Genomic DNA, 24697 nt, shown 5'->3' on the forward strand with positions numbered 1-24697 from the left:
AACGTATCAACTTGTGACTTTCACCTGAGAGGAAATACCTGTCGTGATTCGTGCAATAGCTCAAGAAGGTGCAGCGGATATCGCCACTGCGGTCGCTGAAAGTGTTCAGTACCAGGGCCGCAAGGCCAGCCGACAGGGCAGCGAGCAGCGTCGACAGGACATCCTCGATGCCGCCATGCGCATCGTCGTGCGCGATGGCGTGCGGGCGGTACGCCACCGTGCGGTGGCGGCCGAGGCGGCGGTGCCATTGTCGGCGACCACCTACTATTTCAAGGATATCGATGACCTGCTCAACGATACCTTCGCCCAATACGTTGAGCGCAGCGCGGCCTACATGGCCAAGTTGTGGATCAACAATGAAGGCCTGTTGCGCGAGATGGTCGACAGCGGCGACGGCAGCCCGCAGGCGCGCTCGAAGCTGGCGGACAACATCGCACGGCTGATGACCGACTATGTCCATCGGCAACTGGTCAACCGCCGCGAGCACTTGATGGCCGAGCAGGCGTTTCGTCAGGAAGCGTTGCTCAACCCGCGCCTGGCCCAACTGGTGCGCTCGCATCAGCAGATTCTGCTGCAGGGCACCTGCCAGTTATTTCAGGTACTGGGTTCCCGTGAGCCTGACCAGGATGCCAAAGTGTTGACGGCGATTATCGGGCGGATGGAATATCAGGGCCTGCTCAATGACGCCGAACCTGACGCCGAAGAGGAAATGCTCGGTATCCTGACGCGTTACATGCATTTGGTGCTGGCGTCGGTGTGATTCCTGTAAGAGCGGGCTTGTGTGGTGAGAGGGGTTTTGTGGCCGGGGGACTTTTGTGGCAAAGGGACTTTTGTGGCTAGGGTGCTTGTGTGGCTAGGGTTGCTTTTGTGGCGAGGGGGCTTGCCCCCGTCGGGCCGCGAAGCGGCCCCAAAACAGGGACTACTGCGTAGTCCAACGGGGGCAAGCCCCCTCGCCACAAAAGCCCCCGGGCCGCACAAGCCCCTTTGCCACACAGGCCCTCTTGCCACACAAGCCCCTCGCCACGGGCTCGCGTCCACAGGCTGAGGTGGTCATTTGAGGGCGAAGCGTGTCGATAGGGAGTGTTGAATGAGAGTCTGGCGTGTCGTTGTGATCGCCTTGTCGTTCCTGCTGCTCAGCGGCTGCCTGGTGACGTTCAAGGCGCCGCTGCCCACCAGCGAGCCCGCGCCCAAAGGGCTGCTTGGCGAATGGACCAGCACCAACGCCTGGGGTGAGCCGCTCAACCTGGAGCTGACCCGCATCGGCGATAATCGCTATCAGGCCGTCAGCTACTACAGGGCCAGACCCAAGGAGCGCGAAGCCTTTCCCTTCACCGTGTCGCGTCATGGCAATCGCTGGTATCTGTCGGCGAAAGTGCCGGCGCAGTTCGGCGGGCATTTCACTATCGCCGGCTTCGAACTCACCGACAAACATGAACTGGTGGTTTATAACCTCGACCTCGACCAGATCAACCAGGCCATCAAACAACGCTCCCTGAGCGGCCAAGGTTTCCAGACTGACGATGGCGATGGTGTGTTGATCGACAGCAACATGGATCAAGTCTCGGCGTACCTCGACGACCCGGCCAATACCGATGTGTTCGTCGAGGCCGTGCGCTACCAGCACCAGGCCAAAACCAAATAACCCGGCACGTTTTTCTACAGGAGTTCCGCGTGGACGATTACCAGCAGTCGATACGCATTTTGTCTGACCGCATTGTGCTGGCGCAGACGCCGATTCGCGTACTCGATGCGGTCAAATGGGATGACAACATTCGCAAAGGCTTCCTGAAGGCCAAGGGCAAGGAAATGCCCGCAGTGGATCGCGACTACTACCTCAACCGGCCTCTGGCGTTCGACTCCAGCCAGGTGAAGCTGGAATTCCAGAATATCGAGCGCGACATCACTCGCCAGCTCGGCCAGTTCAACCCGGTCGGGCAGATCATGCGGCGCATGTGCAAGGAATACCGCATGGTAGTGCGCATGCTCGAAGCGCGCGGCACCGAGGACTTCGGCCTGATTTCCCAGGAACTTTACGGCGCCGCTTCCGATGCGTTCCACGCCGGAGACCCGACCCTGTCCGACCTGGGCCTGATGCTGTCCGACTACCTGAACAACATCGACGGCCGTGGTGACCTCAAGGATGAACCCAAGACGCTGACCGCCAAGGAAGCGGTGGACATGCTGCAGCATCGCCTGAACAAAGTGTTTGGCGAGGCCGAGGAAACCATCCGGGTATTCGAATCCGACGGGATTGTTGCCGATGCGGCGGCCGGTGCCGACTACATCAAGATCCGCACCGATGCGATGTTCAACCAGCGCGACGTACGCGCCCTGGAAGTCCACGAAGGGCTGGTGCACGTTGGCACCACGCTCAACGGCTTGAACCAGCCTATCTGTACCTTCCTGTCCAAAGGCCCGCCCTCGTCCACGGTGACCCAGGAAGGCCTGGCGATCCTGATGGAGATCATCACCTTCGCTTCCTACCCCAGTCGCTTGCGCAAACTGACCAACCGCACCCGGGCGATTCATATGGTAGAGGAGGGCGCCGACTTCCTGCAGGTGTTCGAGTTCTTCCGTGAGCAAGGCTTCGAGATGGCTGACAGCTATAGCAACACCAGCCGCGTTTTCCGCGGTTCGGTGCCGACAGGTCTGCCATTTACCAAAGACTTGTCCTATCTCAAGGGCTTCATCATGATTTACAACTACATTCAGCTGGCGGTGCGCAAAGGCAAGCTGGAGCAGATTCCGCTGCTGTTCTGCGGCAAGACCACGCTGGAAGACATGCGCACCTTGCGCCAGCTGGTGGACGAAGGCCTGGTGGTACCGCCCAAGTACCTGCCGGAACAGTTTCGCGACATGAACGCGTTGTCGGCGTGGATGTGCTTCTCCAACTTCCTCAACCACCTGAGCCTGGACCGGATCGAGGCGGATTACTCCAACATCCTGTGAGTGAGTCGGCCCCTGTGGGAGCGGGCTTGCTCGCGAATGCGGTCTAACATTCAGAACGTCTATTGACTGACACACTGCTTTCGCGAGCAAGCCCGCTCCCACATTCGTTCTGTGTTCCAACCACCATTAATGCGAGGCTTCAACGGATGAGAATCCTCGGCATCGTTTGCCTCCTCCTGACCTTGAGCGGTTGCGGCTCGTTGCTGTTCTACCCTGAACCCGGCCAGCTATTCACCCCGGAAAAAGCCGGGCTTCAATACCGCGAGGTCACCCTGACCACCGCCGACGGCCTCAAGCTGAATGCCTGGTGGCTGCCGGCCAAGCAGGGTGTCGAAGTCAAAGGCACTGTCCTGCACCTGCACGGCAACGGTGGCAACCTGCCTATGCACCTCGGCGGCAGCTTCTGGTTGCCGAAAAACGGTTACCAAGTGTTGCTGATCGACTATCGCGGATACGGCCTGTCCGAGGGCGAACCGAGCCTGTCGGGGATCTATCAGGACATCGACACCGCGTTCAAATGGCTCGACCAGGCACCCGAGGTCAAGGGCAAGCCGCTGGTCTTGCTCGGCCAGAGCCTGGGTGGCTCGATGGCCGTGCATTATCTGGTGCAGCACCCGCAACGGCAGAAGCAACTCAAGGCCATCGTGCTCGATGGCGCACCCGCCAGCTACCGCGACGTCGGGCAATTTGTCCTGAGTACGTCATGGCTGACCTGGCCATTTCAGGTGCCGCTGTCGTGGCTGGTACCGGATGGTGACAGTGCGATCAATTCAATCGCGCAACTCAAAGGCGTGCCGAAACTGATCTACCACAGCATCGACGATCCGATCGTGCCTCTTTCCAACGGCATCCGTCTGTATCAAGCTGCGCCGCCGCCGCGAGTGTTGCAACTGACCCGTGGTGGTCATGTGCAGACCTTCGCCGACCCGGTTTGGCGCAACGTCATGCTGCGTTATCTTGATGACCCGCAGCATTTCAACGGTCTGCGCCGCCTGGGTGAAATCCCCAATTACCCGGCGCCCCAGCATTCTGAAGATGAACCACCAGAGAGTCCGCAATGAGTGAAGAACGTAACGCCATCCCGCTGATCATCACCGGTATCTGCAGCATCCTCGGCACGGTAGCTGCCCTGTGGTGGTACGGCTACCTGCACTTTGCCAAACCCGAAGACGCGCTGCTGCTCAGCGAGTTCACCATGCTCAAGACGGTGCCGGGTGAAGACTACCGAGTCTCCCTGGAGCCGGCCTCGCAAGTGGCGCAGTGCGTTGATGGTGTGCTGGTGCTGTTCGACATGGACCAGAAAGGCCTGACCGGGGTGCTGGTGGACAGCAAGAAGAAAGCGGTGCGTTGCATGGGGCAGGAAACGCCGCAAAAGCTGGAGCAGTAAGACTGGATAAATCAACTGTGGGAGCGGGCTTGCTCGCGAATGCGGTCTTACATTCAACATCACTGTTGTTTGACACACCGCCTTCGCGAGAAAGCCCGCTCCCACATTGGTTACGTATTTCCACCCGTTATCGGCTGTTGACACTCACCGCCGAACGCGGAATCACCGGCTGGTTGTCATTGGAAATAGTCACTTCTACCCGACGATTCATCGCCCGCCCCGAAGTACTGGTGTTATCGGCTACGGGATATTCCTTGCCATAACCCTGGGCGACGATGCGCGTCGGATCAACACCCATCTTCACCAGCGCCGCACGCACGGAATTTGCTCGGCGTTCCGACAGCGACTGGTTGTGCGAAGCCGTACCGGTACTGTCGGTATAGCCTTCGACAATCACTTTACGGTCCGGGTTTTCCTGCAGGTACTGCGCCAGTTTGTTGGTGTTGACCAAACCGTTGGAGTTCAGCTCGGCTTTGTCGGTGGCGAACAGTACGTCACCGAAGGTCACCAGGGTGCCGCGATCGGTCTGCTTGGCGTTGAGGCTGTTCTGCAACTGTTTGATCTGTTGGTCGCGGGCATCCAGGCGGGCCTGGGCCCGTTGCGCCGAGGCGTCTTTGAGATTGGCTTCGGCGGTGCGCAGGGCGATGGTTTGCTTGGCGACTTCCACCCGCTGGTTGGTCAGATACGCCAGTTGGTCAACCTGGGCCGCGTCTTCCTTGTCCATGTAGGCCTTGTCGGCCTTGTTCAAATAGTCGCTGGCTTCCTTGGTTTCCAGAGCGGCGACTTTGCTTGCCTGCGGGTTGGCCTGCAGGCCGGCGTAATTGGTGCGGGCCTGTTCGAGGTTGGCGTTGGGAGGCGTGGAGCAGGCCGCCAAGGCAACGGTGACAGCCAGCAGGGCAGGGATCATCAATTGTGTGCGCTTCATGGTTTCGTCCTTTTAGTCGAATAAGAAATACGTCGTTCCGCGGCGTTTATTGAACGGTGCGCTGGCTTTCCTGACGCAGTTCCTGGACCCCTTTCTGAGAGTCCTTCATCGTCTGATCAGCTTTCATGGCCTGGGCCTTGCGCTCGGCCACGCGGGCGTCCCACTCGGCTTGTTCGGCGAGCAGTCGGGCCTCGTCGTATTTCTTGTCATGCATGGCGATCTCGGCCTGCTTGAGCTTGTCCTGGGCGGATTTCATTTCCACCGCGGCGAACTCGGTGCCACCGGCGCTCACGGCGTCGTTGACGGCTGATTGGGTTACCGCGTATTGCTCGGTGGGAGGGTTACCGGCGCAACCGGCCAGAATCAGGCCGGTGCCGAGGGCCAGCGCCGCCAGTTTCAAACTGCGCAGGTGGGTGAACGAGGGGATGCCAGTACGGGTTTTCATAGTCTTCAACTCCATTGGGTCAACTCCTGATAAACGTTGAAAATCCATCCTGGGCAAGGAGCCGCGAACCGTCTAATTCGAGAGAATTTGAAACGCTCGTCCCAGGTGTGGTTACCTGGTTGACCCGGAGCTTTTTTCGAAAGTTCAGAGAAATTTAGCCAGCTATCGAAAAACCGTGACGGAGTCGGCAGGGTTCCAGGCCGTGTTTTTGGGAGTGGAGTATGTTTGCGATGGTGGTTAACGATTACGCGGGGAGTCTGGTTCGCCGCGGTGGTCTTGAGTCCATCGCGAGCGTGCTCGCTCCTACAGTGGACCGTATTCCCAGGTAGGAGCGAGCATGCTCGCGATGGTGGTTAACGATTACGCGGGGCGTCTGGTTCGCCGTGGTGGTCTTGAGTCCATCGCGAGCGTGCTCGCTCCTGCAGTGGATCGTATTCCCATGTAGGAGCGAGCCTGCTCGCGATGGTGGTTAACGATTACGCGGGGAGTCTGGTTCCCCACGGTGTAATTGAGTCCATCGCGAGCAGGTATGGCGGGGAGGGAGATCAGTGTTTCTGCTTGTCGTCGCCGGCTGCCAAATCGTGTAGATGGCGACGGGACAGTGCCAGAAAACGCGGGGTCGGCCCGACGTCTTCATACAGCGGATCACCCTCTTCATCGGTGGCGACCACGGTCGAGCCTTTCACATAGGGGAAGCTTCTTTCCAGTTCCTCCAGGGCGGCACCGATCAGGTCACCGAGCAGTTCTTCGGGATGCCGCTTGGGGTACATATCGATGATCGCCGCCAGGCGGGCGGCGGCTTCCACGTCCAGATGAATCGAGTAGCCGGTATCGGTCAGGCGACCCTTGGCGTTTTCTTCCCAATGGTGGGCGAGTTCGCGGATTTTCATAGAGACCTCATGGTGCGTCTGCTCGTGGCAGGCAGTGTGAGTGTCCGGCAAGTGCCGGCGAAGGTCGTTGTACGGCCTTCTGTTGAGACTAGCTTCAACCGGCAAAGTTTGACGTCACTTCGTCGTCTGGCTTGTAAGAACCCGTCTGGAGCGGCACTCTCTAGGTTAAAAGCCGCCCGGATTCTTTGCTGGAGACCCGCTGATGACCGATATTGATGCACGCTTGCGCGAAGACGTTCACCTGTTGGGTGAGCTGCTGGGCAACACCATTCGTGAACAGTATGGCGAGGGGTTTCTCGACAAGATCGAGCAGATCCGCAAGGGCGCCAAGGCCGACCGTCGCGGCTCCATGGATGCCGAGCTCAGCGCCAGTCTCAATCAACTGACCGAAGACGAATTGCTGCCGGTGGCGCGGGCGTTCAACCAGTTTCTCAACCTGGCCAACATCGCCGAGCAGTACCAACTGATCCACCGTCGCGAAGAAACCCAGGCCGCGCCGTTCGAAGCCCGGGTACTGCCTGAATTGCTCGCGCGCCTGCGCGCCGAAGGGCACGGTGCCGAGGCGCTGGCCCGGCAATTGGGACGACTGGAGATCGAGCTGGTCCTCACGGCGCACCCGACCGAGGTCGCCCGGCGCACGCTGATCCAGAAATACGACGCCATTGCCGCGCAACTGGCGGCGCTGGACCACCGCGACCTGACCGCTAGCGAGCGGGAACAGATCCAGGCCACGTTGCAGCGCCTGATCGCCGAAGCCTGGCACACCGAAGAAATCCGCCGCACCCGCCCGACACCGGTTGACGAAGCCAAATGGGGTTTCGCGGTGATCGAACATTCGCTGTGGCAGGCGATCCCCAATTACCTGCGCAAGGCCGATCAGGCCCTGCATGCCGCCACTGGCCTGCGTTTGCCACTGGAAGCGGCGCCGATCCGCTTTGCCTCGTGGATGGGCGGTGACCGCGACGGCAACCCCAACGTGACGGCGACGGTCACCCGCGAAGTACTACTGCTGGCGCGCTGGATGGCGGCAGACCTGTATTTGCGCGATGTCGATCACCTGGCCGCTGAATTATCCATGCAACAGGCCAGCGAAGCACTCAAGGCCAAGGCCGGCGACAGCGCCGAACCTTACCGGGCCGTGCTCAAACAGCTGCGAGAGCGCTTGCGGGCGACGCGCAACTGGGCGCACAGCGCATTGTCGGCGCCGACGCCGGCACCGGCCGATGTGCTGCAAAACAACCGTGAGCTGCTCGACCCGCTGGAGCTGTGCTTTCAGTCATTGCACGAGTGCGGCATGGGCGTGATTGCCGACGGCCCGTTGCTCGACTGCCTGCGCCGGGCAGTCACCTTCGGTCTTTTCCTGGTGCGCCTCGATGTGCGTCAGGACTCGTCGCGGCACACCGGTGCCATGACCGAAATTACCGACTACCTGGGCCTGGGTCGCTACGAAGACTGGAGCGAGGAAGAGCGCATCGCCTTCCTGCTGCGCGAACTGGGCAACCGTCGACCATTGCTGCCGACTTACTTCAAACCCTCTGCCGACACCGCCGAAGTACTGGCGACCTGCCGGGAAATCGCTGCCGCACCGGGCGCGTCCCTGGGTTCTTACGTGATCTCCATGGCCGGCGCCGCTTCCGATGTGCTGGCCGTGCAATTGCTGCTCAAAGAGTCCGGCGTGTTGCGGCCGATGCGTGTGGTGCCGCTGTTCGAAACCCTGGCCGACCTCGACAACGCCGGCCCGGTGATCGAGAAATTGTTGCTGTTGCCGGGTTATCGCTCTCGCCTGCAAGGGCCGCAGGAAGTGATGATCGGCTACTCCGACTCGGCCAAGGACGCCGGCACCACGGCGGCGGCCTGGGCGCAGTATCGGGCGCAGGAGCGCCTGGTGGATATCTGCCGCGAACAGCAAGTGGAACTGCTGCTGTTCCACGGTCGCGGCGGCACCGTGGGCCGTGGCGGCGGCCCGGCCCATGCGGCGATTCTGTCGCAGCCGCCGGGGTCGGTGGCGGGGCGCTTCCGAACCACCGAGCAGGGGGAAATGATTCGATTCAAGTTCGGCCTGCCGGACATCGCCGAACAGAACCTCAACCTTTATCTGGCGGCGGTGCTTGAAGCGACCCTGTTGCCACCGCCACCACCGACACCTCAGTGGCGACACTTGATGGACGAACTGGCGGCCGACGGTGTCAGCGCCTATCGCGCCGTGGTGCGGGAAAATCCGCAGTTCGTCGAGTACTTCCGCCAGTCCACCCCGGAGCAGGAACTCGGCCGCTTGCCTTTGGGCAGCCGGCCGGCCAAGCGACGGGCCGGCGGGATCGAGAGCCTGCGGGCGATTCCATGGATCTTCGGCTGGACCCAGACACGCCTGATGCTGCCGGCCTGGCTCGGCTGGGAAGCGGCCCTGAGCAAGGCGCTGGAACGCGGCGAAGGCGAACTGTTGGGGCAGATGCGCGAGCAGTGGCCGTTCTTCCGTACCCGTATCGATATGCTGGAAATGGTCCTGGCCAAAGCCGACGCGGATATTGCGCGGTCCTACGACGAGCGTCTGGTCGAGGCGGATCTGCTGCCATTGGGCGCGCACTTACGCGACCTATTGTCGCAGGCGTGCACCATCGTCCTGGGCCTGACCGGTCAGTCGCAGCTGCTGGCACATAGCCCAGCCACCCTTGAGTTCATCCGCTTGCGCAACACTTACCTCGACCCGCTACATCTATTGCAGGCCGAGTTGCTGGCCCGTTCGCGACTGCAGGATGTAGCACAGGGCAGCCCCGTAGAACAGGCCTTGCTGGTGTCTGTGGCGGGGATTGCCGCCGGTTTGCGTAACACCGGCTAAGGTTTTTGCCTCGGGTACAGGCCTGCGGTCGATGTGCCGCAGGTCCGCGCATGGCCGTTGGAAAAGTACTGCCAGGCGACAGTTAATGATGGGGTTGCGACTTGTAAAACTCAGTGGCCGGGTCACATCGGGCAGCGGTTTCTCCGACTTTTGCCGTCTTGTGTGGGCGCAGCCTGCTGTGTATCTTGATCAGCCTTTGGCCGTTTGGGCGGCCACGACCCTATTTTTGAGATTGGCCCCACGAGGCGAATCTGACGTTATCCATATAAAAAATTGAGGAGCACATCGATGCGCGTCATTCTGCTGGGAGCTCCCGGGGCCGGTAAAGGTACTCAGGCTCAGTTCATCACCGAAAAATTCGGCATTCCGCAAATCTCCACCGGCGACATGCTGCGTGCTGCGGTCAAGGCCGGCACAGAGCTGGGCATCAAGGCCAAGAGCATCATGGATGCCGGCGGCCTGGTATCCGACGACCTGATCATCGCACTGGTCAAGGACCGCATTGCCCAGTCCGACTGCGCCAACGGTTTCCTGTTCGACGGCTTCCCGCGCACCATTCCTCAGGCAGAAGCCCTGGTGACTGCCGGTGTCGAACTGGATGCGGTTGTTGAAATCGCCGTTGAAGACGAAGAAATCGTCCAGCGTATCGCCGGTCGCCGTGTTCACGAGGCCAGCGGTCGCGTTTACCACATCGTCTACAACCCGCCGAAAGTGGCCGGCAAGGACGACGTCACCGGTGAAGAGCTGGTGCAGCGCAAAGACGACACCGAAGAAACCGTGCGTCATCGCCTGTCGGTCTACCATAAGCAGACCAAGCCGCTGGTGGATTTCTACCAGAAGCTGTCCGCTGCCAATGGCAAGCCCAAGTACAGCCATATCGAAGGCGTCGGTTCGGTTGAAGCGATCACCTCCAAGGTGCTTGCTGCCCTGAGCTGATCACTTGTTGCATGATCTACGGCCCGCTTGCGGGCCGTAGTTGTTTATACTGACGCACTTTTTCTGACCTCTTGTTACGGACACATCGATGAGCACCTTGCTGGCCCTGGACACCGCGACTGAAGCTTGCTCCGTTGCCTTGCTGCATGACGGCAAGGTCACGAGCCATTACGAGGTGATCCCGCGCCTGCATGCGCAGAAGCTGTTGCCGATGATCCAGCAATTGCTCGCTGACGCCGGGACTACCCTGCAAGCTGTGGATGCCATCGCTTTTGGCCGTGGCCCGGGGGCCTTCACTGGCGTTCGAATTGCCATCGGTGTGGTCCAGGGCCTGGCGTTCGCCCTCGATCGCCCGGTGTTGCCGGTGTCGAACCTGGCGGTGCTGGCGCAACGCGCCTTTCGCGAGCATGGCGCCAGCCAGGTCGCTGCCGCCATCGACGCGCGCATGGACGAAGTGTATTGGGGTTGCTACCGCGAAACGGCGGGGGAGATGCGACTGGCTGGCGTTGAGGCGGTATTGCCTCCGGAAGTGGCGGCGTTGCCGGCGGACGCCAGTGGCGAATGGTTCGGCGCGGGCACCGGTTGGGGGTATGCCGAGCGTATTGCTGTCAGCCTGACCGGCCAGGACGCCGGCATGCTGCCTCACGCCGAAGACCTGCTGACCCTGGCGCGATTTGCCTGGGCGCGGGGCGAGGCGATCGTGGCCGATCAAGCGCAGCCGGTTTATCTGCGCGATAAAGTGGCGACGCCTAAATTACCGAAAACATGATTAATGCGTAATCTTTCAAGGTTTCAGTAGTTCCTAATCTGGCTAACACAGCGGGACCAAGGCTCTTTTTCCGGCAACGGTTATAAGGGCTTTTAACTGTGTTGCATTGATTCTATTCATGCGCAATTTACCCTTTCTACAGGAGGGTTTATGTTGCCGCAACTGTCATATTTGACAGTTTCTTTTGCTTCTCCACATAGCGTTGAATGTCGGTTCATCGGCTCGGGGTGGCTCCCCTCCTGGATCTTGCCGTTACGTCTCGATCTATCGTCAGGAAGCCGCTTTGGATACCTGTCGTGTCCTCCGGGCTGGAAGCAGGAGCAGAAATGGAAATGGAATCGACTCAATTGAAAGCTCAAGGGGCCCTGCCTCTTGATCCTGGGTTCGGCGAATCAGGACAAGTCCGGCCAAATCTTCAAAGTGGTGCTGTGCGGGCAATGCAATTGTCAGCGGACGAATCGGTCTATTTTACGGCTTGGCAGAATGAAAACGCTTTGTATCGGACTACGCCTGACGGGGGCGTGGATCCGTCCTTCGGTAATGGAACAGGCCATGTAAAGTGGCGTTTTGTCAGCGGCGAAGAATCCAGACCTTCCTGCGTACTGGTGCAAGCGGACCACAAGATACTTGTCATCGGTGATACGAGAAGGGACGGTACCGGCCGCGTGGCACTGACGCGCTTCCACAGCTCTGGGAGTCCTGACCTGGTATTCGGCACAGTACTGATTCCGGTCCTTGATGAAGAATATGTACTGTTGGAGTTGGTCAGTGGTTGTCTTCAGAGCGATGGAAAAATACTTGTAACGTTCAGCTACAAAACTGCTGAAGGGAGGCTGTCGCTGTTAATACGATTGACTGCTGCGACCGGGAGCCTTGATATGAGTTTCGGTAACGGAGGTGTTGCAGAAGTCAAACACGCTGACTACCCCATCGAATTGCGAAGTGTGCTTGTAAGAGACGATGGGAAGATTATTGTCGGCGGGACCGCTGACGATCAGTTGGTAATAGCCTGCGTTACACCCAACGGCGAGGTCGACACAACTTTCGCTGACAAAGGTTTTGGTTTTTACCGTAGCCCTGGAACCCCATTGAGAATGAGGCAGATGGTAGCGCAGGCCGATGGAAAATTGGTGTGTGCTGGCGCAGCCTATATCGGAAACTCCAGAACAGTGGGCATGGTAATGCGGTTCAATGCCGACGCAAGTCCAGACTCGAGCTTCAACGGTGCGAGTCCCGTGCTCACTGATGCAGAACGAGACACGTTCTGGAACGCATTGGCTATTCAGTCGGATGGTAAAATTGTCATGACGGGGAACAATGCCAATCTTCAGTTATTGGTCATTGCGGCCAGGCTACTTCCGGATGGGAGACCTGATACCAGTTTCGGTGGCAATGGCTGGGGCAGTCTCGGTGTAGGCGGACTTTCTTGGGGGGTCAGCGTTCAAAGCAATCGAATCATTGTAGCGGGTGAGAATTTGAATGACGCGGGGGCCCGCACTCCAACGGTATATGGCGTCCAGTTGTGAACTGACGCCTTGGCGAGTTTGCCTTAAATGACCAGCCTATCGAATTGATAGGCTGGTGGGGTGTGGTTGATCGGCGAACGGCTATTGCCGCCGCAGACGATTACCAATCGTCATTTTCTGCCCCCGGCTTTAAACCTTTTCGCTTTTCTGTGTTCTAGTTATCACTCGGCCGTTTGCGCAGCAGATTCTGCGCCACTAAACTGCCATCACTGATTCCGAGCATGCATGTATGCGTATAGACGGCGTTTCCTCTCAGTCCTACCCGATCAAGCGCAAGCCTCGCAAAGGCCCTGTGACGGAAGACGACTACGTCGATATCGACGGTGAGTTGGAGTTGCCCACGCAAGAACAACGGGCTGCCCGTGCTGCCAAAGCCTCTGCACAGAAACTGAGCAATCTGCCGGCTCGTCAGCAGGACATGATCTACCAGCGCTCCATGAGCAAAAGTGCGGCAATGGCCTTGGCCAGCTACCTGAGCACCGCCGGTTTCGTCGATTGGGAAGCGGACGTGCTGGGCCTCGACCTGTACATCTGATGTCGCTGCCTTACTACCTTGGTTGCCCGTCCTGGAGTGAAAACGCCTGGCGCGAGTACCTGTATCCGCCAGACGCCAGACCCGCCGATTTTCTGAATCTGTATTCCCAGGTATTCAACGCCGTGGAAGGCAATACGACCTTCTATGCGAGCCCGGCTGCCAATACGGTGCAACGCTGGGCCGAGAGCATGCCCGAGCACTTTCGTTTCACCGCCAAGTTCCCCCGTGAGATCAGCCACGGTGGCGATCTGCGCGAACAATTGACGGCCGCCGACACCTTCGTGCAATTGCTCAAGCCTCTGGGCGAACGGGTGTCGCCGCTGTGGTTGCAGTTATCGAAAAGCTTCACGCCACAACGTTTGCCCGAGCTGGCCGGTTTTATCGATGCCCTGGAACGACCGTTGGCCGTTGAAGTGCGCCATGACGACTTCTTTGCCAGGGGTGACAGCGAGCGCATGCTCAATCGCCTGCTGCTCGACCGCGGCGTCGAACGTATCTGCCTCGATCCGCGAGCACTGTTCAGTTGCACCTCCACCGAACCCTCGGTGCTCCATGCCCAATCGAAGAAGCCCCGGGTTCCACCACGTCCGGCTGCGTTCACCCGATTTCCCCAAGTGCGTTTCATTGGCCATCCGCTGCTCGAAGCCAACGACCCGTTTCTGTTGCCGTGGGTGGAAAAGATCGCCCTGTGGATCGAAGAGGGCCGCACGCCCTACATCTTCCTGCACACCGCCGACAACCTGCTCGCGGCGAAGCTGGCGCAACGCTTCCACGGCATGCTGATGCAGCGCCTGCCTGGCTTGGCGGCGCTGGCTGAGCTATACAGAGAGCCCGCCACCGAGCAACTTGGCCTGCTCTGAGGCGAACTCTTTTCCGTTCAGGAGGCTGCCAAATGGATGCGCAAACCCTTCGAGCCCAGGCGTTCCAGGCACTGCACGAACGCAACGGCGCTTTTGTGATTCCCAATCCGTGGGACGCCGGCTCGGCGAAAATGCTCGCCAGTCTCGGCTTCGAGGCGCTGGCCACCACCAGTGCCGGTTATGCTTTTTCCCGGGGGCGTCCCGATGGTGGACTGACCCTGGACGAGACCCTGCTCAACGTCCAGGCGATTGTCGCGGTCAGCGATCTGCCGGTGGCGGTTGATCTGGAAAACGGTTTCGCCGACAACCCCGTCGATTGCGCGAAAAGCATTCTACGCGCAGCCGGGGCCGGTGCCGTTGGCGGTTCGATTGAAGATGCCACGGGGCGTGAAGAAGGTCCGATCTACTGCTTCGAACATGCCGTGGCGCGCATTGAAGCTGCAGTGGCGGCCGCGCGCAGCTTGCCTTTTCACTTCACGCTGACGGCCCGGGCGGAGAACTATCTGCACGGCAAGCCGGACCTCGCCGACACCATCCGCCGCTTGCAGGCGTTTGCCGAGGCTGGCGCCGACGTGCTTTATGCGCCGGGCCTGCGCAGCGCCGAGGAAGTCCTGGCAGTAGTGCGTGCCGTGGCGCCCAAGCCGGTCAATGTGTTGATGTCCGGTGGCTTGAAACTGACGGTCGAGCAGTTGAGTGAAATGGGCGTCAAGCGCATCAGCGTCGGTTCGGCGTTGGCGCTGGCGGCCTATGGCGAGTTTTTTCGTGCTGCCGAAGAAATACGCACGTCGGGCACCTTTGGCTTCACCTCCCGCAGCATGCCGTTCCAGCAGGCCAATAATCTGTTCAAAGGCTGAACATGCGTGGCGCAAGGTGGCTGCTGGTGCTGCTGTTGATCAGCGGCGCAGCGGTGGTGGGCGTCTGGCGCGGCTGGATCGACCTGGCGCCGCAATGGAACCCCTGGGCGCCGCTGGATGTGAAGGCCACGCCGAACCTGCTGACCCGCTACAAGCTGATGCGTCTGCGTGATGACCCGCAACTGTGCGATCAAGCGCTGGGCAGTTCCGGCCTGCGCGTCACCCACCAGGCTGACAGCCCTGACGCGACGTGCCCGTTGACCGGTACCTTGCGCGTGCAAGGTGGCGAGGTGGGCCTGAGCAGCAGTTTTCTCGCCAGTTGCCGCCTCGCCGTGTCCTTTGCCCTGTTCGAGCACCATGTGTTGCAGCCCGCCGCGCAGGCGGTCTACGGGCAAGCGGTGACGCGAGTCGAGCATCTGGGCAGCTTTGCCTGTCGCAACGTCTACAGCCGCGAGAACGGGCGGCGCAGCCAGCATGCCAGTGCCAATGCGCTGGATATCGCCGGTTTTCGCCTGGCCGATGGCCGGGCCATCAGCGTGCTCAAGGATTGGCCCAAGGATAATCAGGACGCGCGGTTTCTGCGCCAGGTACGCGACGGCGCCTGCGGGATGTTCAGTGTGGTGTTGAGCCCGGACTACAACGCAGCCCACCGCAATCACTTTCATGTGGATGTCGGGCCGTGGTGGGTCTGTCGCTGAGGGTCAGGCGGCCATGCGCAGGTTCTGCAGGATGATCGGGCGCGCCCAACCATTGTCAAAGTCGAGCTGTTTCTGTTGTTCCACCAACTCTTCAGGCGAGAACGGCGGGAACGGCTTGTCGAGCAGGTCGAGTTCGAACTCGGCGATCGGCAGGTGCAACGCACGGGGTTGCGGCGCCGGGCCTGCTAGCGGCACAGGCTGGCCGGCGTTGAGCACGATCGGGCGCACCCAGCCGCTGTCGAAGTCCTGCTGTTTTTGCTGGGCGACGATTTCATCTGCCGGGAATGGAGGGAGCGGCTTGTCGGCCAGGTCCATTTCGAACTCGGCAATCGGCAGGAACAGCGGTTCAGGCGGGCGGACTTCGTTGTCCTGCACATCGCATAAACGCTGGGACACGATGTGTGCCAACAGTTCGCTACCTACAGTGGGCTCGATCGGGCTGTCGAGGTCGACGGGTGGAAAGTTGAGCGATTCAGGCAGCACCTCACCCGACTGATCGGCCAGCGCACGGGCGAAGAAATCCTGCCAGATGTGACTGACGCCGCTCAGTGCCTGGATGTTTCGCAGGTTGTAATCGCCGTAGGGCGAGATAAAACCTGTGATTGTCGGTTGAATGTCTGACATTTCTCTCGGTCGACGCTCAGCTCTGGCAAAATGCTCGATAGTTTTGTTATCGGCAGTTTTTGCCGATCATTAATTTTTTGAGCGTGTTTTCCGATGATTGATCAACCTGCGTCGTGCCGCATTCATGTCGAGGCCCTCGGCGAAGCCTTCGAGCCACAAGCCGAGCAGTGGGCCGCGCGCCTGGACTTGCCGTTGCAGGTGGCGGACGCCGAGTTCGCCTTGCAGGTGGGCGAGCAGGGTTTGCAGTTGCAACAGCTGGGTGCGGATGCGCCAGGGCCGGTGCGGGTGGATTTCGTCGAGGGCGGAGCGGCCCATCGCCGGCTGTACGGCGGTGGCAGCGGGCAGATGATCGCCAAGGCGGTCGGCGTCGCACAGGGTGTGCGCCCGCGCGTACTGGATGCCACGGCCGGGTTGGGCAAGGATGCCTTCGTGCTGGCCAGCCTCGGCTGCGAGATGAGCCTGATCGAGCGCCAGCCGTTGATTGGTGCCTTGCTCGAAGACGGCCTGGCCCGTGGCGCGGACGATTTCGAGGTGGCGCCGATCGTGGCGCGCATGCAGTTGCTCAAGGGCAACTCGATCGAGGTGATGAGCAATTGGGAAGGGGAGCCACCCCAGGTGATCTACCTCGACCCGATGTTCCCGCATCGTGAGAAAACCGCGCTGGTGAAGAAGGAAATGCGCCTGTTCCGGCCGCTGGTGGGCGATGACCCGGATGCGCCGGCCTTGCTTGCAGCGGCCCTGGCCCTGGCCAGCCACCGGGTGGTGGTCAAGCGCCCGCGCAAGGCTCCGTGTATTGAAGGGCCCAAGCCAAGTCATGCGCTCGATGGCAAGTCGAGCCGGTATGACATTTATCCGAAGAAGGCGTTGAAGCCCTAGCACCGCGTCGCCTGCTTCGCGAGCAAGCCCGCTCCCACACTGGCTCTATGGATCACCACAAATCCCCTGTGGGAGCGGGCTTGCTCGCGAAGGAGCCGGATCAGCCAAACAGAGTCTATCAGGCTCAATCCGGCCGATAGGCCCGCATAAACAGCCCCACCACTTCCCGCACATGGCTCTCGGCCGCGTCACCCTCCGGTGGCTCGCCGCAGCCATACAGCAAACGGAAATTCCCCGCGCCCTTGAGCAGGCAGAAGAAATGCTCGGCTGCATTGTGCAGATTGTCGATGCGCAACGCGCCACTCTGATCGATGCGGGTCAGCAAGCGCTCCATGCCCAGCACCATGCGCTGGGGGCCGGCCTCGAAGAAGATCTGTGCGAGTTTGGGGTCCTGACTGCCCAGGGTCATCATCAGACGGTGCAGGTTCACCGATTCATCGCTATTGATCAGCTGATGAAAGCCGCGCGCGATGTTCAACAGGACTGTTTCAACCGCGACGCCTGGCGGCAATTCGAAGAACAGTGGCGGCAGTTGCTCCTCGCACTTGGCCACCACAGCGGCGGAGAACAGCGTCTCCTTGTCGTTGAAATGGCTGTAGACCGTAAGCTTCGACACACCCGCTTCGGCGGCGACGGCATCCATGCTGGTGCTGGCATAGCCCTTACTCACGAACAGCGTTTTGGCCGCATCGAGGATCGCCTGGCGCTTGGCCAGATCCTTGGGGCGGCCTGGGCCATTGGGTGCTGAAAGTTTGTTGGGCATATTCGCTTTTATTACTGGACTGGTGAGTTTGCTATTAATACCATACTGCTCAGTATAATTATTCCAAGCACTATTAGCGAAAGGTCCTTCACCATGTTCCGCTATGCCTTGCCCCTCGCGTTGCCAGTCTGCCTGGCTTTTTTTCTGTCTGCGTGCGGTCACGAAGAGGCGCCCCAGGTCAGCGTGCGGCCGGCCATGGTGGTTAGGCCAGAGCCTTCGGCGCAGGCAATGGAAAGCTATCCCGGTGAAGTTCGTGCGCGTTATGAGCCTGACCTGGCGTTTCGCATCGGCGGTAAAGTCAGCCGACGACTGGTGGACGAAGGGCAACGGGTCAAGGCCGATCAACCCCTGGCCGAGCTCGATCCCCAGGATGTGCGCCTGCAACTGGAAGCCACCCGCGCCCAGGTCGCCGCCGCCGAGGCCAACCTGAGCATGGTGCGCGCCGAGCGTGATCGTTATAAAACCCTGATGGAACGTCAGCTGGTCAGCCGCTCGCAGTATGACAATCACGAAAACCTTTACCGCTCCGGTGAAGCGCGCCTCAAACAGATCAAAGCCGAATTCAACGTCTCGACCAACCAGGCCAGTTACGCGGTGCTGCGTGCGCCCCAGGATGGTGTGGTGGCCAAGCGCGCGGTGGAAGTCGGGCAAGTGGTGGCGCCAGGGCAGACGGTATTTACCCTCGCCACCGACGGCGAGCGTGAGGTGTTGATCAGTCTGCCGGAGCAGAGCTTCGGCCGCTTCAAGGTCGGCCAGCCGGTCGCGGTGGAACTGTGGACCCAACCCGATCAGCGTTTCGCCGGACGTATCCGCGAGCTGTCGCCAGCGGCCGATCCCAAGTCCCGCACCTTCGCCGCACGCATCGCCTTCACCGCCGGCAATGTACCCGTCGAACTGGGCCAGAGCGCCCGGGTATTCGTGCAGAGCAGCGACGTGATGGTGCTGTCGGTGCCGCTTTCGGCACTGACCTCGGAAAACGGCGTGTCCTACGTCTGGGTCGTCAGCGCCGACAATACCTTGAAGAAGACCCCGGTGCGTATCGGTGCCTTCGGTGAAAAAACCGTACCGGTGCTCGAAGGGCTCAAAGCCAGCGACTGGGTAGTGGCCGCCGGTGTCCATGTGCTTCTCGAAGGGCAGCAGGTGCGCCCGGTAGATCGCTCCAACCGCGTGGTCAATCTGGCGGACAAGGAGTAATCCCGATGGGTTTCAATCTCTCCGCCTGGGCGCTGCGTAATCGTCAGATTGTCCTGTTCCTGATGCTGTTGCTGGCCATTGTTGGCGCGCTTTCCTACACCAAGCTCGGCCAGAGCGAAGACCCGCCGTTCACCTTCAAGGCCATGGTGGTTCGCACCAACTGGCCGGGGGCGACGGCGCAGGAAGTCTCGCGCCAGGTCACCGAACGCATCGAAAAGAAGCTGATGGAAACCGGCGATTACGAGCGCATCATGTCGTTCTCGCGCCCCGGCGAATCCCAGGTGACCTTCATCGCCCGCGACGCCATGCATTCGGTGGATATCCCCGAGCTCTGGTATCAGGTGCGCAAGAAGGTCAACGACATTCGTCACACCTTGCCGCCTGGCATCCAGGGGCCATTTTTCAACGATGAATTCGGCACCACCTTCGGCAACATCTACGCCCTTACGGGCGATGGTTTTGACTACGCGGTCCTCAAGGATTACGCCGACCGCATCCAGATCCAGCTGCAACGGGTCAAGGACGTGGGCAAGGTCGACCTGCTCGGGTTGCAGGACGAGAAAGTCTGGATCGAGCTCTCCAACGTCAAGCTCGCCACCCTAGGCTTGCCGTTGGCGGCGGTGCAACAAGCTTTGGAAGAGCAGAACGCGGTATCCACGGCGGGCTTTTTCGAAACCAGCAGCGAGCGATTGCAGCTACGGGTCACGGGGAACTTCCAGACGGTCGACGAGATCCGGAATTTCCCGATTCGCGTAGGCGATCGCACTTTCCGCATTTCCGATGTGGCCAATGTGCGGCGCGGTTTCAACGATCCTCCGGCGCCGCGCATGCGCTTCATGGGGGAAGACGCTATCGGCCTGGCCGTCGCCATGAAGGGCGGCGGCGATATTCTGGTGCTCGGCAAGGCCCTGGAAGTCGAGTTTGCCCGCATCCAGAAAAACCTGCCGGCCGGCATGCAACTGCGCAAGGTCTCTGACCAGCCTGCCGCGGTGAAAACCGGGGTCGGCGAGTTCGTCCAGGTGCTGGTCGAAGCCCTGGCCATCGTGCTGCTGGTGAGTTTCTTTTCCCTCGGCATGCGCACCGGCATGGTCGTGGCGCTGACGATCCCGCTGGTATTGGCGATGACTTTCGCCTGCATGTATTACTTAGGGATAGGCCTGCACAAGATCTCCCTCGGCGCATTGGTACTGGCGCTGGGCTTGCTGGTGGACGACGCGATCATCGCCGTGGAAATGATGGCGATCAAAATGGAGCAGGGCTTCGACCGCATCAAGGCTGCCAGCTACGCCTGGACCAGCACCGCGTTCCCGATGCTCACCGGTACGCTGATCACCGCAGCCGGCTTCCTGCCGATTGCCACCGCGCAATCGAGTACCGGCGAATACACCCGGTCGATCTTTGAGGTGGTCACCATCGCGCTGCTGGCGTCATGGGTGGCTGCGGTACTCTTCGTGCCTTACCTTGGGGAAAAGCTCCTGCCGGACCTGGCGAAAATTCATGCGGCCAAGCATGGTGCAGGCCAACCCGACCCCTACGGCACACCTTTCTATCAGCGCGTGCGGCGACTGGTGGAGTGGTGTGTGCGCTGGCGCAAAACCGTTATCGTGCTGACCGTGCTGTTGTTCATTGGCTCGATCGTGCTGTTCCGCTTTGTGCCGCAGCAGTTCTTCCCGGCATCGGGCCGCCTGGAATTGATGGTCGACCTGAAACTGGCCGAAGGCGCTTCGCTGAGCAACACCGCCGATGAGGTCAAGCGCCTCGAAGCGTTGCTCAAGGATCATGCCGGGATCGACAACTATGTGGCTTATGTCGGCACCGGTTCGCCACGTTTCTACCTGCCCCTCGATCAGCAACTGCCGGCGGCGAGTTTTGCCCAGTTCGTCGTCCTGGCGAAAAACATCGAGGAGCGCGAAACCCTGCGCAACTGGTTGATCGCCACCCTCAACGAGCAGTTTCCAGCCCTGCGCGCGCGGGTTACGCGTCTGGAGAACGGTCCGCCGGTCGGCTATCCGGTGCAGTTCCGGGTGACCGGTGAGCACATCGAGGAAGTCCGCGCACTGGCGCGCAAAGTCGCGGCCAAGGTTCGCGAGAATCCCCATGTGGTCAACGTCCACCTTGATTGGGAAGAGCCGAGCAAGGTGGTGTACCTGAACGTCGATCAGGACCGCGCGAGGGCACTGGGCGTCAGTACGGCGAACCTGTCGAAGTTTTTGCAAAGCTCCCTGACCGGCTCCAGCGTCAGCCAGTATCGCGAAGACAACGAGTTGATCGAGATCCTGTTGCGCGGCACCTTGCATGAACGCACTGAGCTGTCGCTGCTGCCAAGCCTGGCGGTGCCGACCGACAACGGTCGCAGCGTGGCATTGTCGCAGGTCGCGACCCTGGAGTACGGCTTCGAAGAAGGCGTGATCTGGCACCGCAACCGCCTGCCTAACGTGACGGTTCGCGCCGATATCTACGACAAGGAACAACCGGCGACCCTGGTGAAGCAGATCATGCCGACCCTCGACCCGATCCGCGCCGAACTGCCGGATGGGTATTTGCTGGATGTTGGCGGCACCGTGGAGGATTCGGCACGCGGACAGAACTCGGTGAAGGCCGGTGTGCCGCTGTTCATCGTGGTGGTGTTGACGTTGCTGATGCTGCAGCTGCGCAGTTTCTCACGCACGGCGATGGTGTTTCTGACGGCGCCGTTGGGGTTGATCGGGGTGACGCTGTTTCTGCTGGTGTTCCGCCAGCCGTTCGGATTTGTCGCGATGCTGGGGACTATCGCTTTGTCCGGGATGATCATGCGTAACTCGGTGATTCTGGTGGATCAGATCGAGCAGGATATCGCTGCCGGGTATAAGCCTTGGGAGGCGATTATCGAGGCGACGGTGCGGCGGTTCCGGCCGATTGTGTTGACGGCGCTGGCGGCGGTGTTGGCGATGATTCCGCTGTCGCGCAGTTTGTTTTTCGGGCCGATGGCGGTGGCGATCATGGGGGGGTTGATTGTTGCTACGGCTTTGACGCTGTTGTTCTTGCCTGCGCTTTATGCGGCCTGGTTTCGTGTTCGCAAAGAATCTGTTTGACCTTGGCGGCCTTTGGGCCGACCAGGTTCTTGGGGGGATTGAGTACATATCCGTTGCTGCGGTAATGGCGGCTTATGGTTTCGCCCTTACGGCGAGGCACTTTTTTCAAACGCCAAAAAAGTACCCAAAAAGGCTTGCCCCAGCGTCCGGCCCCTCGCTTAGGCTCGGCGTTCCTTCGTTCCGGTATTCATCCGGGGGCATCGCCTCCGGTCGGCTTCGCTTCGACCTCCTCTCGATGTGTTCGACTTCGTCGAACGGCGCTACGCGCCTACCCCCCGGATAAACACCTCCACTCAGCCTCCCGAAGGGGCGGGTGGATCAAGATCAAAAGCTGCAGGCGAGCTAACGCTCGGCCTGTTGAGTGGTGAAGAGCGATGGCGGCCTACGAGCCGACCAATCTCTCTCAGATGCACCGGGGACTAATTGTGGGAGCTGGCCTGCCAGCGATGGCGGTCTACGAGCCGACCAGTCTCTCTCAGATGCACCGGGATCCAAATTGTAGAGCTGGCTTGCCGGCGATGGCGGCCTACGAGCCGACCAATCTCTCTCAGATGCACCGGGATCCATATTGTAGGAGCTGGCTTGCCAGCGATGGCGGCCTACGAGCCGACCAATCTCTCTCAGATGCACCGGGATCCAAATTGTAGGAGTTGGCTTGCCAGCGATGGCGGTCTACGAGCCGACCAATCTCTCTCAGATGCACCAGGGTCTAATTGTGGGAGCTGGCCTGCCGGCGATGGCGGCCTACTAGCCGACCAATCTGTCTCAGATGCACCGGGACCCAAATTGTAGGAGCTGGCTTGCCAGCGATGGCGGTCTACGAGCCGACCAATCTCTCTCAGATACACCGGGGACTAATTGTGGGAGCAGGCCTGCCGGCGATGGCGGCCTATGAGCCGACCAATCTCTCTCAGGTACACCCGGGCCCAATTGTGGGAGCAGGCCTGCCAGCGATGGCGGTCTACGAGCCGACCAATCTCTCTCAGGTACACCGGGGACTAATTGTGGCAGCTGGCCTGCCAGCGATGGCGGCCTACGAGCCGACCAATCTCTCTTAGATGCACCGAGGACTAATTGTGGGAGCTGGCTTGCCAGCGATGGCGGCCTGCAAGCCAACCAGTCGCTTTCAGATGCACTCGATCCCTGTAGGAGGCGCCGGAGGCTGCGATCTTTTGATCTTGATTTAAGAGCGAGATCAAAAGACCGCAGCCTTCGGCAGATCTATACGGAATGCGCCGTACGCGGAAGGGATATGGCAGGTGATCGTTACAGAGTGCCGAATACTTTTTTGGCCAAACCTGTCGCAGCCGCAGCCGGGTTCTGGCGAATGGTTTCTTCCTGTTTGCCGATCATTTCGAACAAGCCATTGAGCGCCTGCTCCGTCACATAGTTTTCGACGTTGGCGCTCTTCGCATCGATCACACCCATGGTCGCGGCCTGGCCGGCGAAGGTGTTGTATTGCTGGGCGAGGCCCACTTGATCGGTGGCTTGCTTGACGATGGGCAGGAACTTGACGCGAATCTGTTCGCGGCTGGTTTTGTTCAGGTACTGAGTGGCCGAATCGTTGCCGCCGCTGAGGATGCCCTTGGCGTCTTCCACGGTCATTTTCTTCACGGCATCCACAAGAATCGGCTGGGCCTGGGTCACAGCGGTTTCAGCTGCTTTGTTCATGCTCGATTCCAGCTGGTCGACCTGAGCACCCATGCCGAACTGTTTCATCTTGTTCGCGACTTTGCCGAGCTTGCCTGGCAGTTCGATTTTGACGTCCGGGTTGTTGCTGAAACCGCCTGGTGTGCCGAGTTGTTTCACGGCTAATTGTGCACCCTGGGTCAAGGCATCCTTGAGACCACCGGTGGCGTCTTTTTGCGACAGGTCGGAGAGGGAAAGGGCCAGGGCGTTGGCGCAGATCATCACGCCGGCGCACAGACCGGCAAAGCGAAGGGTAGGGCGGAACATTAGGCTTCCTTGTTTGAAAGAGGGCATCAGCGGACGGCTTCGTCGGGAATTATCAACGGGTTGCTGATTGTTGCGATTCGCCTTGGCATAGCATGTTCTTTCATGAAGCGAATCCGTGTCGTTGGCGCCGCAGGTTCACTGGCGCCTATGACAATTTAACGGATTTGTTGCGCAATGTTCCAGGTAACACATAGTCGTTGGCGCTCGAGCACAGTCGGCGCCAACGGCAACTCAAGAAAAACTGCCGGTTATGCGTTTGGCGAAACACTGACGATTTTCACCACCACATCTTTAACCCACAACGTCTCCTCGCTCAAATCCAGTGCGGGATGGTTCGTGGAGGTGAACACCCTCTCATCTTCATAGAAGATGCTTGCACTGATGGCGTAGGTACGCCCGTACTGCAGTTTTGCCATGTCGAAAGTCAGTGCGTATTCCATGAAATCCTGGTTCAGATCGGTATAGACCTCTGTAGCCAGTGTTTTCAGGTCACTTGGCTGAGTGACATCCACCAGGCTGACCTGGAGGGTCGAACCCGATAGAAGGCCAACCTTTTCGAGATAAATTACGCTACCGGTAATTTCTTTTTCGCCGCTCATTTTGATT

General features: G+C 60.0%; 23 protein-coding genes. 16 read left to right on the forward strand and 7 right to left on the reverse strand.

Going from position 1 to position 24697, the window contains the following annotated elements; all coding sequences use genetic code 11:
• Positions 1 to 55: 55 nt before the first annotated feature.
• The 5 genes from AC07OG_RS19855 (at position 56) to AC07OG_RS19875 (ending at position 4336) form a co-directional block, all read left to right on the forward strand.
• Positions 56 to 760, forward strand: coding sequence for a TetR/AcrR family transcriptional regulator (locus AC07OG_RS19855; RefSeq protein WP_177336972.1), 705 nt, complete (start codon positions 56 to 58; stop codon positions 758 to 760).
• A 327-nt stretch (positions 761 to 1087) separates the two neighbouring features.
• Entirely contained in the window at positions 1088 to 1642 is a 555-nt protein-coding gene (locus tag AC07OG_RS19860; protein ID WP_495067870.1) for a hypothetical protein, read from the forward strand.
• A gap of 29 nt (positions 1643 to 1671) precedes the next feature.
• On the forward strand, positions 1672 to 2949 hold the full coding sequence (locus tag AC07OG_RS19865; protein WP_060541826.1) for a flavohemoglobin expression-modulating QEGLA motif protein: 1278 nt from the start codon (positions 1672 to 1674) through the stop codon (positions 2947 to 2949).
• 146 nt (positions 2950 to 3095) lie between these two features.
• Positions 3096 to 4010 (forward strand): alpha/beta hydrolase, encoded by a 915-nt coding sequence (locus AC07OG_RS19870; RefSeq protein WP_060541825.1) that lies wholly within the window; start codon positions 3096 to 3098, stop codon positions 4008 to 4010.
• Positions 4007 to 4336, forward strand: a complete 330-nt coding sequence (locus AC07OG_RS19875; RefSeq protein ID WP_060541824.1) for a PA3694 family proteiin — start codon at positions 4007 to 4009, stop codon at positions 4334 to 4336. The genes AC07OG_RS19870 and AC07OG_RS19875 overlap by 4 nt, the downstream gene beginning before the upstream one ends.
• 127 nt (positions 4337 to 4463) lie before the next feature.
• On the opposite strand, the gene lptF is transcribed toward AC07OG_RS19875, so the two are convergent.
• From lptF to AC07OG_RS19890, 3 genes are all read right to left on the reverse strand, one after another.
• Entirely contained in the window at positions 4464 to 5261 is a 798-nt protein-coding gene (gene lptF / locus AC07OG_RS19880) for a lipotoxin F family OmpA-related lipoprotein LptF (RefSeq protein WP_495067871.1), read from the reverse strand.
• A gap of 46 nt (positions 5262 to 5307) precedes the next feature.
• Positions 5308 to 5721: a DUF4398 domain-containing protein gene (locus AC07OG_RS19885; RefSeq protein WP_495067872.1), complete on the reverse strand. Its 414-nt coding sequence runs from the start codon at positions 5719 to 5721 to the stop codon at positions 5308 to 5310.
• A 530-nt stretch (positions 5722 to 6251) separates the two neighbouring features.
• The gene (locus AC07OG_RS19890) at positions 6252 to 6596 is read right to left on the reverse strand and encodes a hypothetical protein (protein WP_060541821.1); all 345 of its coding nucleotides are present in this window, start codon (positions 6594 to 6596) and stop codon (positions 6252 to 6254) included.
• A 202-nt stretch (positions 6597 to 6798) separates the two neighbouring features.
• Here AC07OG_RS19890 and ppc point away from each other — a divergent pair, with 202 nt between their 5' ends.
• From ppc to AC07OG_RS19930, 8 genes are all read left to right on the forward strand, one after another.
• Positions 6799 to 9429: a phosphoenolpyruvate carboxylase gene (gene ppc, locus AC07OG_RS19895; protein ID WP_495067873.1), complete on the forward strand. Its 2631-nt coding sequence runs from the start codon at positions 6799 to 6801 to the stop codon at positions 9427 to 9429.
• A 288-nt stretch (positions 9430 to 9717) separates the two neighbouring features.
• Positions 9718 to 10365 (forward strand): adenylate kinase, encoded by a 648-nt coding sequence (gene adk, locus AC07OG_RS19900; RefSeq protein ID WP_495067874.1) that lies wholly within the window; start codon positions 9718 to 9720, stop codon positions 10363 to 10365.
• Positions 10366 to 10453: 88 nt separating this feature from the next.
• Positions 10454 to 11134 (forward strand): tRNA (adenosine(37)-N6)-threonylcarbamoyltransferase complex dimerization subunit type 1 TsaB, encoded by a 681-nt coding sequence (gene tsaB / locus AC07OG_RS19905; protein ID WP_060541818.1) that lies wholly within the window; start codon positions 10454 to 10456, stop codon positions 11132 to 11134.
• A 326-nt stretch (positions 11135 to 11460) separates the two neighbouring features.
• Positions 11461 to 12660 carry a hypothetical protein gene (locus tag AC07OG_RS19910; protein WP_495067875.1) on the forward strand — a complete coding sequence of 400 codons (1200 nt, stop codon included), beginning with the start codon at positions 11461 to 11463 and terminating at the stop codon, positions 12658 to 12660.
• Between the two features lie 229 nt (positions 12661 to 12889).
• Positions 12890 to 13195 carry a hypothetical protein gene (locus tag AC07OG_RS19915; RefSeq protein ID WP_060541815.1) on the forward strand — a complete coding sequence of 102 codons (306 nt, stop codon included), beginning with the start codon at positions 12890 to 12892 and terminating at the stop codon, positions 13193 to 13195.
• Positions 13195 to 14055 (forward strand): DUF72 domain-containing protein, encoded by an 861-nt coding sequence (locus AC07OG_RS19920; protein WP_495067876.1) that lies wholly within the window; start codon positions 13195 to 13197, stop codon positions 14053 to 14055. The genes AC07OG_RS19915 and AC07OG_RS19920 overlap by 1 nt, the downstream gene beginning before the upstream one ends.
• A 32-nt stretch (positions 14056 to 14087) precedes the next feature.
• Positions 14088 to 14909 carry an isocitrate lyase/PEP mutase family protein gene (locus tag AC07OG_RS19925; protein ID WP_495067877.1) on the forward strand — a complete coding sequence of 274 codons (822 nt, stop codon included), beginning with the start codon at positions 14088 to 14090 and terminating at the stop codon, positions 14907 to 14909.
• Positions 14910 to 14911: 2 nt separating this feature from the next.
• Positions 14912 to 15607 (forward strand): extensin-like domain-containing protein, encoded by a 696-nt coding sequence (locus AC07OG_RS19930; protein ID WP_495067878.1) that lies wholly within the window; start codon positions 14912 to 14914, stop codon positions 15605 to 15607.
• Between the two features lie 3 nt (positions 15608 to 15610).
• On the opposite strand, the gene AC07OG_RS19935 is transcribed toward AC07OG_RS19930, so the two are convergent.
• Positions 15611 to 16231: an energy transducer TonB gene (locus tag AC07OG_RS19935; RefSeq protein WP_495067879.1), complete on the reverse strand. Its 621-nt coding sequence runs from the start codon at positions 16229 to 16231 to the stop codon at positions 15611 to 15613.
• A gap of 93 nt (positions 16232 to 16324) precedes the next feature.
• On the opposite strand from AC07OG_RS19935, the gene AC07OG_RS19940 reads away from it, so the two are divergent.
• Complete coding sequence (locus AC07OG_RS19940; RefSeq protein ID WP_256352677.1) at positions 16325 to 17107, forward strand: class I SAM-dependent methyltransferase; 783 nt, start codon at positions 16325 to 16327, stop codon at positions 17105 to 17107.
• Positions 17108 to 17231: 124 nt separating this feature from the next.
• On the opposite strand, the gene AC07OG_RS19945 is transcribed toward AC07OG_RS19940, so the two are convergent.
• On the reverse strand, positions 17232 to 17870 hold the full coding sequence (locus AC07OG_RS19945; RefSeq protein WP_495067880.1) for a TetR/AcrR family transcriptional regulator: 639 nt from the start codon (positions 17868 to 17870) through the stop codon (positions 17232 to 17234).
• A 93-nt stretch (positions 17871 to 17963) separates the two neighbouring features.
• Between AC07OG_RS19945 and AC07OG_RS19950 the strand changes: the two genes are divergently transcribed.
• Both AC07OG_RS19950 and AC07OG_RS19955 read left to right on the forward strand, forming a co-directional pair.
• Positions 17964 to 19064 carry an efflux RND transporter periplasmic adaptor subunit gene (locus AC07OG_RS19950; RefSeq protein ID WP_060541808.1) on the forward strand — a complete coding sequence of 367 codons (1101 nt, stop codon included), beginning with the start codon at positions 17964 to 17966 and terminating at the stop codon, positions 19062 to 19064.
• Positions 19065 to 19069: 5 nt separating this feature from the next.
• Positions 19070 to 22135, forward strand: a complete 3066-nt coding sequence (locus AC07OG_RS19955) for an efflux RND transporter permease subunit (RefSeq protein ID WP_060541807.1) — start codon at positions 19070 to 19072, stop codon at positions 22133 to 22135.
• A gap of 1266 nt (positions 22136 to 23401) precedes the next feature.
• Here the strand turns inward: AC07OG_RS19955 and AC07OG_RS19960 are convergent.
• Entirely contained in the window at positions 23402 to 24091 is a 690-nt protein-coding gene (locus AC07OG_RS19960; protein ID WP_495067881.1) for a DUF4197 domain-containing protein, read from the reverse strand.
• Between the two features lie 248 nt (positions 24092 to 24339).
• Positions 24340 to 24690, reverse strand: a complete 351-nt coding sequence (locus AC07OG_RS19965; protein WP_495067882.1) for a YbaY family lipoprotein — start codon at positions 24688 to 24690, stop codon at positions 24340 to 24342.
• Positions 24691 to 24697: the final 7 nt, after the last annotated feature.

This window comes from Pseudomonas sp. GW821-FHT09H03 (assembly GCF_059415945.1).

Bases quoted from the DNA above. Each gene is read 5' to 3' on its own strand.
- AC07OG_RS19885 (WP_495067872.1), bottom strand. From the start codon at position 5,721: ATGGAGTTGAAGACTATGAAAACCCGTACTGGCATCCCCTCGTTCACC.
- AC07OG_RS19890 (WP_060541821.1), bottom strand. From the start codon at position 6,596: ATGAAAATCCGCGAACTCGCCCACCATTGGGAAGAAAACGCCAAGGGT.
- AC07OG_RS19955 (WP_060541807.1), top strand. From the start codon at position 19,070: ATGGGTTTCAATCTCTCCGCCTGGGCGCTGCGTAATCGTCAGATTGTC.
- AC07OG_RS19875 (WP_060541824.1), top strand. From the start codon at position 4,007: ATGAGTGAAGAACGTAACGCCATCCCGCTGATCATCACCGGTATCTGC.
- AC07OG_RS19925 (WP_495067877.1), top strand. From the start codon at position 14,088: ATGGATGCGCAAACCCTTCGAGCCCAGGCGTTCCAGGCACTGCACGAA.
- AC07OG_RS19930 (WP_495067878.1), top strand. From the start codon at position 14,912: ATGCGTGGCGCAAGGTGGCTGCTGGTGCTGCTGTTGATCAGCGGCGCA.
- AC07OG_RS19910 (WP_495067875.1), top strand. From the start codon at position 11,461: ATGGAAATGGAATCGACTCAATTGAAAGCTCAAGGGGCCCTGCCTCTT.
- AC07OG_RS19965 (WP_495067882.1), bottom strand. From the start codon at position 24,690: ATGAGCGGCGAAAAAGAAATTACCGGTAGCGTAATTTATCTCGAAAAG.
- ppc (WP_495067873.1), top strand. From the start codon at position 6,799: ATGACCGATATTGATGCACGCTTGCGCGAAGACGTTCACCTGTTGGGT.
- AC07OG_RS19950 (WP_060541808.1), top strand. From the start codon at position 17,964: ATGTTCCGCTATGCCTTGCCCCTCGCGTTGCCAGTCTGCCTGGCTTTT.
- AC07OG_RS19940 (WP_256352677.1), top strand. From the start codon at position 16,325: ATGATTGATCAACCTGCGTCGTGCCGCATTCATGTCGAGGCCCTCGGC.
- AC07OG_RS19860 (WP_495067870.1), top strand. From the start codon at position 1,088: ATGAGAGTCTGGCGTGTCGTTGTGATCGCCTTGTCGTTCCTGCTGCTC.
- AC07OG_RS19945 (WP_495067880.1), bottom strand. From the start codon at position 17,870: ATGCCCAACAAACTTTCAGCACCCAATGGCCCAGGCCGCCCCAAGGAT.
- tsaB (WP_060541818.1), top strand. From the start codon at position 10,454: ATGAGCACCTTGCTGGCCCTGGACACCGCGACTGAAGCTTGCTCCGTT.
- AC07OG_RS19915 (WP_060541815.1), top strand. From the start codon at position 12,890: ATGCGTATAGACGGCGTTTCCTCTCAGTCCTACCCGATCAAGCGCAAG.
- AC07OG_RS19935 (WP_495067879.1), bottom strand. From the start codon at position 16,231: ATGTCAGACATTCAACCGACAATCACAGGTTTTATCTCGCCCTACGGC.
- AC07OG_RS19960 (WP_495067881.1), bottom strand. From the start codon at position 24,091: ATGTTCCGCCCTACCCTTCGCTTTGCCGGTCTGTGCGCCGGCGTGATG.
- lptF (WP_495067871.1), bottom strand. From the start codon at position 5,261: ATGAAGCGCACACAATTGATGATCCCTGCCCTGCTGGCTGTCACCGTT.
- adk (WP_495067874.1), top strand. From the start codon at position 9,718: ATGCGCGTCATTCTGCTGGGAGCTCCCGGGGCCGGTAAAGGTACTCAG.
- AC07OG_RS19920 (WP_495067876.1), top strand. From the start codon at position 13,195: ATGTCGCTGCCTTACTACCTTGGTTGCCCGTCCTGGAGTGAAAACGCC.
- AC07OG_RS19870 (WP_060541825.1), top strand. From the start codon at position 3,096: ATGAGAATCCTCGGCATCGTTTGCCTCCTCCTGACCTTGAGCGGTTGC.